This is a genomic window from Janthinobacterium sp. SUN118 (genome assembly GCF_030397695.1).
GTDB lineage: Bacteria > Pseudomonadota > Gammaproteobacteria > Burkholderiales > Burkholderiaceae_D > Janthinobacterium.
Window position 1 is genome coordinate 1196746 of the sequence record NZ_JAPUBV010000001.1, and the last position, 11188, is coordinate 1207933.

An 11188-nucleotide genomic window follows, 5' to 3' on the forward strand; every position below is an offset into this window, starting at 1 on the left:
TGCGGGATAATCCACGGTGATCTGCTAGCATTCCGGCTGGCCCCATGCGCCCGCGCGGCGATGCAGGGGCCGGGCACGCAGCGTGGATAGAAGGGTGGATGTCAAATTGCTAGATGATGATATTTTCGATATCGAACTGAAGTTGTTGCTGGAAGGAATTTTGCTGAGGTATCAGCATGATTTCCGCGATTATTCCGTGGCCTCGCTGCGCCGGCGCATGCGCCAGGCCATGGAGCGCTTCGGCTGCGCCAGCCTGTCGCAATTGCAGGACCGCATACTGCATGAGCCGACGGTGTTCGCGCAGATGCTGCAGTTTTTCACGGTACAGGTCAGCGAGATGTTCCGCGACCCCGCGTATTTCCGCGCCCTGCGCGAAAAAGTCGTGCCCATCCTGCACACCTATCCCTCGATCAAGATCTGGGTGGCCGGCTGCAGCAGCGGCGAAGAGGTGTGGTCGCTGGCCATCCTGCTGGAAGAGGAAGGCTTGCTGGAGCGCAGCATGATTTATGCGACCGATATCAATGTCGAGGCGCTGGCCGCCGCCGAGGCGGGCATCTATTCGATCGACCGCATCGCCCAGTTCAGCGAGAATTACCAGCTGGCGGGCGGCAAGCGCTCGCTGTCCGACTATTACACGGCGGCCTACAAGGGCGCCATCTTCGACCGGCGCCTGCGCCGCCAGTTCGTCTTCGCCGACCACAGCCTGGCGACGGACAGCGTCTTTTCGGAGGTGCACATGGTGTCCTGCCGTAACGTGATGATTTATTTCAATAAAGACTTGCAGGACCGCGCCCTGGGCCTGTTCCATGAAGCGCTGGTGAACCGGGGCTTCCTGGGACTGGGCATGAAGGAAAGCCTGCATTTCAGCCGCCACGCCGCCAGCTTCCGCGAGCTGTGCCCGGCCGAGAAAATCTTCCAGCGTGCCTGACGCCATGCTGCCGACCTGCGACGTGGCGCCACCGCCGCCCGGCCTGCGCCTGATCGCCATCGGCGCCTCGGCCGGCGGCGTGGAGGCGCTCGGCACCGTGCTGCGCGCCTTGCCCGCCCGCTGCCGCGCCGCCGTGGTGGTGGTGCTGCACCTGGCGCCCGGCCGTTCCAGCCAGCTGCCGCAGCTGTATGCGCAGCGCTGCCAGCTGCCCTTGCGCGAGGCGCAGGACAAGGAACCGCTGCAAGGGGGTGTCGTGTACTTTGCGCCGCCCGACTATCACTTGCAAGTCGAACCCGGCGGCAGCTTTTCGCTGTCGCAGGAAGAACCCGTGCATTTTTCGCGCCCGTCCATCGACGTCCTGCTGGAGACGGCCGCCCAGGCGTACCGGCGCGCCATGCTGGCCATCATCCTGACGGGCGCCTCGGCCGATGGCGCGGCCGGCCTGGCGCGCGTGCGGCAGCTGGGCGGCAGCGCCTGGGTGCAGGACCCGGCGCTGGCCAGTTGTGGCATCATGCCGGCCGCGGCGCTCAAGCGGGCCGGCGCCGACCGCGTGCTGGATCTGCCGCAGATGGCGGCCAGCCTGGCGCTGCTCGAGGTGGCGACGGACAACTGAATGGGGGCGTGACAGTGCGTGTAATATATGCAAAGACTGAAACAATATTAATTTCTATACAGAAACACGATGGCATTCCGCCGTTGCGATGCCTGAAGACGAATCCGTGACCGCACCTATCCATATCCTCGTCGTTGACGACATCGCGCAAAACCTGGTCGCCGCCGAAGCCGTGCTGGCGCGGCCCGGTATTGTTGTCCTGAAAGCTACGTCGGGCGCGCAAGCGCTGGAGCTGTTGCTGACGCATGAAGTGGCGCTGGCCCTGATCGACGTGCAGATGCCGCAGATGGATGGCTTCGAGCTGGCCGAGCTGATACGCGGCAGCGAGCGCACGCGCAGCATCCCGCTGATTTTCCTGACGGCCGCGTCGCGCGAGCCCAGCTACAGTTTCCGCGGCTACGAAGCGGGCGCCGTCGATTTCCTGTACAAGCCGATCGACGTCAAGGCCTTGCAGAGCAAGGTGGCCGTGCTGGTCCAGCTGTATCAGCAGAAACGCGAACTGTCGGCCCAGCTCGACGAGCTGAAACATGCGCTGCACTTGAATGAACTGTTCACGGCCGTGCTGGGCCACGACTTGCGCACGCCGCTGTCGGTGGTGATGAATGGCGCCATGCTGTTGCCGATGATGAGCGACCACCCGAAAGTGATCGTCACGGCGCAGCGCATCGAAAGCAGCGCCAAGCGCATGGCGCGCATGGTCGACCAGTTGCTGGACCTGGCGCGCATCCGTTCGGGCACGATGGAATTGCGCAGCAGCATGCACGATTACCTGGCGCTGGCGCGCGCCATCGTCGACGAATTCGACACGGCCGGCCAGGCGTCGCCCGTCGAGATCAGCAGCGTGGGCGAGCTGCACGGGCAATGCGATGCGGGCCTGCTGTCGCAGGTTATCTCGAATCTGCTCAGCAATGCCATCACGCATGGCGAGGCGGGCACGCCGGTGCAGCTGGCGCTCGATGGCCGGTCCGCCGACAGCATCGAATTGCGCGTGATCAATCGCGGCGTCATCGCCGCCGCCTTGCTGCCGACCCTGTTCGAACCGTTTCAGCAGGCAGGCGAGAAGCGCAAGACGGGCCAGGGCCTGGGGCTGGGCCTGTACACGGTGAATATGTTCGTCAAGGCCCATGGCGGCACGGTCGAGCTGAGCTCGAGCGCCACGCAGGGCACCGTGGCCACCGTGCGCATCCCGCGCCACTGCCACGTCTGCGTGCAGCCTGAAGTGGTTGCCTCATGAATATGCCTGCCTGGCCGCGCGGCGGCGGCATCATGGGCGAGCTGGTGCGCCAGTCCGACTGGTCCGCCAGCGGCCTCGGCGCACTCGACGATTGGCCCGCCAACTTGCGCACCAGCGTAGACATCGTGCTGCATTCGCCGATGGCGATGGTGCTGATGTGGGGCCCGCGGCACGTGATGATTTATAACGACGAATACATCAAGATCGCCGGCGCGCGCCATCCTGAAGCACTGGGCGGCACGGTGCCGGCCATCTGGCCTGAAATCTGGGACTGGAATGCGCGCATCCTGCAGGCCGGCCTGCGCGGCGAGACGCAGGTGCACCGCGAATGCTGCTTGCCGCTGCTGCGCGATGGCCAGCCCGTGGAAGTCTGTTTCGACCTGTTCTACACGCCCGTGCATGGCGCCGACGGCCAGGTCGACGGCGTGCTGTGCACGGCGCTGGAACTGACGGCGCGCATGGAAGAAGGGCGCCAGCTGAAGCTGGTCACGGCCGAACTTGGCGAACGCAACAGCGCCTTGCAAGCCGAGGGCGAAGCCGTGCGCGCGGCGAACCGCCGCCTCGACGAAGAGCGTGCGCTGCTGCGCGCCCTGTTCCAGCAGGCGCCCAGCTTCATGGCCTTGCTGCGCGGGCCGCAGCATGTGTTTGAATTGGCCAACGAGCATTATCTGCGCCTCGTGGGGCGCGGCGAACTTGAGCTGCTGGGCAATTCCGTCGAGACCGCCCTGCCGGAAGTCAAGGGACAAGGCTTCATCGACCTGCTGGACCAGGTCTACCGCAGCGGCGTCGCCTACGAGGGGCGCCAGGTGCGGGTGGACTTGCTGACGGCCGATGGGCGGACGGGGCAGAGGTATGTCGATTTCGTGTATCAGCCGATCAAGGATGCGGATGGCGTGGTCAGCGGCATCCTCGTCGAGGGCATCGACGTCACCGAGCGCATGGAAGGCGAGGAACGCTTGCGCCTGGCCCAGCAGGCGGGCGGCATCGGCACCTTCGAGTGGTTCCCCGACACGGGCGCGATGGTGGTGTCGCCCACGTTCCGCCGCCAGTGGGGCATACCGGACGAGCAGGAAATCACGCAGCAGCTGCTGGTCAGCCTCGTCGATGCGCGCGACTTGACGAAGGTGGGCCCCAGCAAGCTTGAGCTGGCGCAAAATCCCCTTGAATATGTGGAGTACCGCATCCGCCGTCCGCTCGACGGCGAAGTGCGCTGGATCGCGCGCCAGGGCGAGGTGGTCGACGGCCGCGTGCCGGGCCAGCGCCGCTATGTGGGCGTGTCCTTCGACGTGACGGAACGGCGCCACATCGAGGATGAGCTCACTGCCAGCCAGGAGCGCATGGCGGCCATTTTCGGCCAGGCCTCGGTGGGCTTGTCGGAACTGGGTCTCGATGGCCGCTTCCAGCGCGTCAACGGCGCCCTGTGCCGCATGCTGGGCCGCCCGGCCGAAGAGCTGCTGAGCTTGAACATGAACGACATCCTGCATCCCGATGACGTGCCCGGCAACAACGTGCTGTTCCAGCGCCTGGTGGAAACGGGCGAGTCGTTCTCGCTGGAAAAACGCTACCTGAAGCCCGACGGCTCGCAAGTGTGGGTGTCGAGCAATGTCAGCCGCCTGGTCGACGAGCAGGGGCACACGCGTTCCCTGATCGCCGTCAAGACGGACATCACGGACCGGCGCCGCGTGGAAAAAGCGCTGCATGAATTGAACGAAACGCTCGAACACCGAGTCGAACAGGAAGTGAGCGAGCGCACCAAGGCGGAAGACGCCTTGCGCCAGGCGCAAAAGATGGAAGCCGTGGGCCAGCTGACGGGCGGCATCGCGCACGACTTCAATAATGTGCTGCAAATCATTTCCGGGAATTTGCATTTGCTGGCGCACCTGGCCGGTACCGATGGCCTGATGCGCCAGCGGCTCGACACGGCCATTGCCGCCGTCGAACGGGGCGCCAAGCTGTCGTCGCACTTGCTGGCGTTTGCGCGGCGTCAACCGCTGAAGCCCGTGGTGGCGGACCTGGCGCGTGTCGTGCGCAACATGGATGCGCTGCTGCGGCGCGCCTTGGGCGAAGCCATCGACATCGTGCTCGTCGGCGGCGGCGGGCTGTGGAATACCCTGGTCGACCGCAGCCAGATTGAAAACGTCATCCTGAACCTGGCCATCAATGCGCGCGACGCCATGGATGGCGTGGGCAAGCTGACCATCGAGCTCGGTAATGTCGTGCTCGATGAAAACTATGTGCAAAAGCTCGTCGACGTGCCGGCCGGCCAGTATGTGATGCTGTCGGTGACCGATACGGGCCATGGCATGAGCGGTTCCGTGCTGCAGCGCGCGTTCGAACCGTTCTTCACCACCAAGCCGGAAGGGGCGGGCACGGGCCTGGGCCTGTCGATGGCCTATGGTTTCGTCACGCAAAGCCGTGGCCATATCCGCATTTACAGTGAACCTGGCGTGGGCACGGGAGTCAAAATCTATTTGCCCCGCTCCCTGATGGCCGAAGCGGACGAAGAACTGGAATTGAGTGGCGTCGTCACGGGCGGCACGGAAACCGTGCTGGTAGTGGAAGACGATGTCGGCGTGCGCACGACGGTGGTCGACATGCTGGGCGCGCTTGGCTATACGGTGCTCAAGGCCGAGGATGGCGAAAGCGCGCTGGCCGTGCTGCACAGCGGCGCGCAAATCGATTTGTTGTTTACGGATGTGATCATGCCCGGCCCCGTCAGCAGCACGGAGATGGCACGCCAGGCGCGCGAGTTGCAGCCCGATATCGCCGTGCTGTTTACGTCCGGCTACGCGCAGGATGTCATCGTGCACGAGGGACGGCTGGACGCGGGCGTGGAATTGCTCAGCAAGCCGTACCGGCGCGAAGAGCTGGCGCGCAAGCTGCGTCACGTGCTGGCCAACCGCCAGCAGCAATTGCGCGCGCGCCAGTTCGAGCTGGCCGGCACCCCGGTAGCCGGTGGCCCGATGGCCAGCGCGCGCCAGGCCGGCACGCCGGGACTGGACTTGACGGGCCACGCATTGGTACCGCAGGGGGACATGCCGACATCGATGAAAATTCTCGTGGTGGAAGATAACCTCGATTCGCAACTGATGGTGTGCGAGCTGGTGGGCATGCTCGGGCATACGGTGAGCGGCGTGTCCGATGGCGAAGCCGCGTGGCAATTGCTAAGTGAGCAAGACTTCGATATCCTGTTTACCGACGTCAGCCTGCCCGGCATGTCGGGCATCGCACTGGCACGCATGGTGCTGCGCGAGAAACCGGACATGCGCATCATCTTTTCCACCGGCTATGGCAAGGAATCGATGGATGAACTGGGCTTTTCCGCCAGCGTCCTGCGCAAACCGTATGACTTGACGGAGTTGCAAGCGGCACTCGACCAATCCTGACGGGCACGCGCCTTCCCGGGCCGCCTGTCTCACCCTGCAGAGGCAAGCATGACCCCTGAACTGACTATGCTCGGCTGTACCCTGGTGCTGGCCCTCGTGCAAATCCTGCTGCCGGCGATGTTCCGCACGCGCGAAACGGGCACGGCCTACAATGTGGGCGCGCGCGACGACGACGGCCCGCCCGTGGGCAAGGTCACGCGCCGCCTGCAGCGGGCCCAGGCCAACCTGTTTGAAACCCTGCCCCTGTTCGCCACCGCCGTGCTGATCGCCCACGTCACGGCGCAGGAAAGCGCGCTGACCTTGTACGGCGCCGCCCTGTACCTGGCCGCGCGCGTGCTCTACCTGCCCCTGTACGCGTTCGGCGTGCCCGTCGTGCGCACGCTCGTGTGGTGCGTCTCGATCGCCGGCCTGCTGATGCTGTATTGGGCCATACTGTTCGCTTCGTGAATTCCTACAGCGGCTGTGGCGCCTGTCCTATGGCGGCGCGCCAGGCCCGGCCGTAAAGTGGCGGCAAGCTGGCGACGGGCGCCGGCATTTGACGGACCCCACCACGATGGCCACGACCGCTTCCATAGTGAAAGACACGGGCAGCGCCAGCCCCGATTCCCGGCGTGCGCGCCAGATCGCGCGCTTGCTGCGCGCGGTATTTGGCGTGCAACGGCTGCGCGCGGGCCAGCAGGAAGTCATCGACAGCGTGCTGGCCGGGCGCGATACCCTGGCCATCATGCCCACCGGCAGCGGCAAGTCGCTGTGCTACCAGCTGCCCGCCGCGCTGTTGCCGGGCGCAACCCTCGTGGTGTCGCCGCTGATCTCGCTGATGCAGGACCAGCTGGACAAGCTGCAGGCGCTGGGCATCACGGCCGTGCAGCTCAACAGCAGCCTGACGCGCGCCGAGGAAGACGCGGCCACCGCCCGCATAGCCGCAGGCGGCAAGCTCATCATCTTTTGCACGCCGGAGCGCCTGGCGACGGCCGCATTTCTGGCCCTGCTGGCCGGCGCGCCGCCGTCCCTGGCGGTGATCGACGAAGCCCACTGCATCTCCCAGTGGGGCCATGATTTCCGTCCCGCCTACCTGGAGATCGCGGCCGCCCTGCGCGCGCTGGGCCGTCCGCCCGTGCTGGCGCTGACGGCCACGGCCACCGACGACGTCGTGGCCGACATCCGCGCGCAGCTGGACGCGCCGAAGCTGCACGTCGTCAGCACGGGCATCTACCGCGCCAATCTGCGCTATGGCGTGATCCAGGTCACCAATGCAGGCGAGCAACAGGATACGGTCTTGCGCCTGCTGCGCGAAACGGCCGGCACGGGCATCGTCTACGCGGCCACCGTCAAGGCCGTTGTCGATCTGGCGGCACGGCTGGAGGGCCTCGGTGAAAGCGTCACCTGCTACCACGGCAAGCTGGCGGCGCGCGAGCGCAAGCAGAACCAGGAGCTGTTCATGGGCGGCGAGCGCCGCATCATGGTGGCCACCAACGCCTTCGGCATGGGCATCGACAAGCCCGACACGCGCTTCGTGATCCACCTGCAAGTGCCGGCCAACCTGGAAGCGTATTACCAGGAATCGGGTCGGGCCGGGCGCGACGGCTTGCCCGCCGACTGCACCTTGCTGTATTTCCAGGAAGACAAGCGGGTGCAGCAATTTTTCCTGGCGAAACACTATCCCACGGCCGACGAACTGGCCGCCATCGTGGCCGTCGCGCAGGAATTGCCGGCCACGTTCGCTTTTGACGCATTGGCATCGGGCTTGCCCGAGTTGTCCGATGGCCACCTGAAGGTGTGCCTGAAGCTGCTCAAGGATGGCAAGCTGCTGCGCCAGGACCGCCGGCTCGGCTACCGCCTGAAAGCGCCATCGGCCGGCTCGCCCACGTACGCGCAACTGGCGCGCATCTATGTCGACAAGCAGGAGCGCGACAGGCAGGCGCTCGAACAGATGGTGGCGTATGCGCAAAGCGGTTTTTGCCGCTGGAAACTGCTGCTCGATTACTTTGGCGATGCGGGCGACTTCGAGCGCTGCTGCACTTGCGACAATTGCCAGGCGCCGCCCGCGCTGGCCACGCCCATCGACCTGGACGAGGCTGCGGGGCCGTGCATGCGGGCGGATGCCGCGCCGTCGCCACCGCCCGTGCCGCCGATCGCCGTCGGCAGCCGCGTGCGCGTGCCGCGCTTCGATATCGGCACCGTGCTGTCGGTGGCGGGCGACCAGGTCACCATTGCCTTTCCGGAAGAGACGACGCGCACCTTCATGGCGGAATTCGTTGCCCCGGCGTGAGTCCAGTGTGCGCTGCCGGACAGATGGCCTGGCGCCAGCGCGCTAGACTCAAGCCATTCCAACGCTGTTCTTGACCGTGGGGAGCGAGGCATGGCAGACATGGTGGTGGTGCGCAAGGAAGGCCTGTATTGCGTGCCGGGGCAGTTCTACATCGATCCGTGGCGACCCGTCGAGCGCGCCATCATCACGCATGCGCATGCCGACCATGCGCGCGTCGGACACCGGCACTACCTGTGCGCGGCCAGCGGCGTGGCGGTGCTGCGCGCGCGCCTGGGACCGGTATCGATCCAGGGCCTCGCGTATGGCGAGACCGTCGACCATCACGGCGTGACGGTGTCGCTGCATCCGGCCGGCCACGTGCTCGGTTCGGCCCAGGTGCGCATGGAGCACGGCGGCCAGGTCTGGGTGGCGTCCGGCGACTACAAGCTGCAGCCCGATCCCACCTGTGCGCCATTCGAGCCCGTGCGCTGCGACACGTTCATCACGGAATCGACATTCGGCCTGCCCATCTACCGCTGGCAGGCACCGCAGGAAATCAACGACGAGATCAATCAGTGGTGGCGCAGGAACGCGGCCGAGGGGCGCACCAGCGTGCTGTTCTGCTATGCCTTCGGCAAGGCGCAACGCATCCTGGCGGGCCTTGACGCCGCCATCGGTCCCATTATCTGCCATGGGGCGGCGCAGGTATTGACGCAGGTCTACCGCGAATCGGGCGTGGCCTTGCCCGCCACCGTCATGGTGGGCGATGTCACGGACAAGGCCGCCTTGAAGACGGCCATGGTGATCGCGCCGCCATCGGCGGCCGGCTCGCCGTGGATGAAGCGCTTCGGCGATTACAGCGATGCGTTCGCCAGCGGCTGGATGCTGCTGCGCGGCGCGCGCCGGCGGCGTGGCGTGGACCGCGGCTTCGTGCTGTCCGACCATGCGGACTGGCCGGGCCTGATGCAAGCCATCACGGCCACGCAGGCCGAACGCATCATCGTCACGCATGGCTCGATTCCCGTGATGGTGCGCTGGCTGCAGCAGAACGGCTGGCAGGCGGGCGGTTTCGACACGGAGTATGGCGACGACGAGGCCGACGATGGCGCCGATGCGGCACCGGCGACGATGCAGGAGGGCGCGCCCCATGCGTGAATTTGCCCTGCTGTACGCGGAACTCGACGAAACCACGTCCACCAGCCGCAAGCTGGCCGCGCTGCAAGTCTACTTTCGCCGCGCCACGCCCGAGGATGCGGCCTGGGCCGTGTATTTCCTTGCCGGCGGCAAGCCGCGCCAGGCCGTGCCCACCAAGCTGCTGCGCGACTATGCGACCGAATGCGCGGGCCTCGACGCCTGGCTGTTCGACGAGGCCTATCACGCCGTCGGCGACCTGGCGGAAACCATCGCCCTGATCCTGCCCGCGCCCACGCGCCGCAGCGACATCGGCCTGGCCGAGTGGGTCGAGCGGCGCATCGCGCCGTTGCGCGGCGCGGCGCCGGAAGCCATCCGCGCAGCCTTGCTGGCGTACTGGGACGAGCTGGAAACGCGCGAACGCTTCCTGCTCGTCAAACTGATAGGCGGCGGCTTTCGCGTCGGCGTGTCGAAGCTGCTGGTGACGCGCGCGCTGGCCGGCATCGCCGCCATCGACAGCAAGCTGGTCGCGCAGCGCCTGATGGGCTGGACCGATGGCAAGGTCAGTCCCACGGGCGCGGGTTTTCTCAAACTGATAGGCGCGCAGTCGGACGACGAGCATGCGCTGCGCGGCGGCCAGCCATACCCGTTCTTCCTCGCGCATCCGCTGCAGGCCGCGCCGGCCAGCCTCGGCGACGTGGCCGACTGGCTGGTCGAGTGGAAATATGACGGCATGCGCGCGCAGCTGCTGCGCCGCGACGGTGCCAGCTGGCTGTGGTCGCGCGGCGAGGAACTGATCACCGAGCGCTTTCCCGAGCTGGCGCAGCTGTCCCTGCCGGAGGGCTGCGTGCTCGATGGCGAAATCCTCATCTGGCAACCGGGCGACGTGCCGGCGCCGTTTGCCGATCTGCAAAAGCGCATGGGCCGCAAGACGGTGTCGCCCAAGCTCTTGATGGAATTGCCGGCCGTGCTGGTGGCCTACGACGTGCTGGAACTCGATGGCGTCGATATCCGCCACCTGCCGCAGCGCGAACGCAGGGCGCTGCTGGAAACGCTGGTCGCCGGCGTGGCTTCTCCCGCGCTGCGCCTGTCGCCGCGCATCGCCGCCGACAGCTGGGAGGCGCTGGCCGCCATCCGCGCGGAATCGCGCGCGCGCGGCGTGGAAGGCATGATGCTCAAGGCCATGTCGGCCGCATATGGCGTGGGGCGCACGAAGGACGTGGGCACCTGGTGGAAGTGGAAGATCGATCCCTATGCCGTCGACGCCGTGCTGATCTACGCCCAGGCAGGCCACGGCCGGCGCGCCTCGCTGTACACCGACTACACGTTTGCCGTGTGGGATGCAGCAGGGGAGGGCGAACGCAAGCTGGTGCCGTTCGCCAAGGCGTATTCGGGCTTGACCGATGCGCAGATCGCGCAAGTCGACGCGGCCATCCGCAAGACCACCATCGAGAAATTCGGCCCCGTGCGCAGCGTCAAGCCGACCATGGTCTTTGAGATCGGCTTCGAGGGCATCGCCGCCTCGAGCCGGCACAAGGCGGGCATCGCCGTGCGCTTCCCGCGCATCCTGCGCCGCCGCGAAGACAAGGCCATCGCCGACGCCGACACCCTGGCCACCCTGCAGGCGCTGCTGGCCAGTGCCGCATGA

General features: G+C 66.3%; 8 protein-coding genes. All 8 read left to right on the top strand.

What is annotated here, in order from left to right; genetic code table 11:
• Nucleotides 1-106 precede the first annotated feature (106 nt).
• The 8 genes from O0880_RS05450 to O0880_RS05485 all read left to right on the top strand — a co-directional run bounded on the left by O0880_RS05450 (nucleotide 107) and on the right by O0880_RS05485 (nucleotide 11188).
• On the top strand, nucleotides 107-928 hold the full coding sequence (locus O0880_RS05450) for a CheR family methyltransferase (RefSeq protein WP_071326275.1): 822 nt from the start codon (nucleotides 107-109) through the stop codon (nucleotides 926-928).
• Entirely contained in the window at nucleotides 921-1541 is a 621-nt protein-coding gene (locus O0880_RS05455; RefSeq protein WP_289885504.1) for a chemotaxis protein CheB, read from the top strand. Before O0880_RS05450 ends, O0880_RS05455 begins: the two co-directional genes overlap by 8 nt.
• Before the next feature lie 106 nt (nucleotides 1542-1647).
• On the top strand, nucleotides 1648-2775 hold the full coding sequence (locus tag O0880_RS05460) for a hybrid sensor histidine kinase/response regulator (protein ID WP_071322513.1): 1128 nt from the start codon (nucleotides 1648-1650) through the stop codon (nucleotides 2773-2775).
• The gene (locus tag O0880_RS05465; protein ID WP_289885505.1) at nucleotides 2772-6161 is read left to right on the top strand and encodes a PAS domain S-box protein; all 3390 of its coding nucleotides are present in this window, start codon (nucleotides 2772-2774) and stop codon (nucleotides 6159-6161) included. The genes O0880_RS05460 and O0880_RS05465 overlap by 4 nt, the downstream gene beginning before the upstream one ends.
• A gap of 48 nt (nucleotides 6162-6209) precedes the next feature.
• Complete coding sequence (locus tag O0880_RS05470; protein WP_071322515.1) at nucleotides 6210-6608, top strand: MAPEG family protein; 399 nt, start codon at nucleotides 6210-6212, stop codon at nucleotides 6606-6608.
• Nucleotides 6609-6714: 106 nt separating this feature from the next.
• The gene (locus tag O0880_RS05475; RefSeq protein WP_289887294.1) at nucleotides 6715-8430 is read left to right on the top strand and encodes an ATP-dependent DNA helicase RecQ; all 1716 of its coding nucleotides are present in this window, start codon (nucleotides 6715-6717) and stop codon (nucleotides 8428-8430) included.
• 90 nt (nucleotides 8431-8520) lie between these two features.
• Nucleotides 8521-9564: a ligase-associated DNA damage response exonuclease gene (locus tag O0880_RS05480; protein WP_289885507.1), complete on the top strand. Its 1044-nt coding sequence runs from the start codon at nucleotides 8521-8523 to the stop codon at nucleotides 9562-9564.
• Nucleotides 9557-11188, top strand: a complete 1632-nt coding sequence (locus O0880_RS05485) for an ATP-dependent DNA ligase (protein ID WP_289885509.1) — start codon at nucleotides 9557-9559, stop codon at nucleotides 11186-11188. Before O0880_RS05480 ends, O0880_RS05485 begins: the two co-directional genes overlap by 8 nt.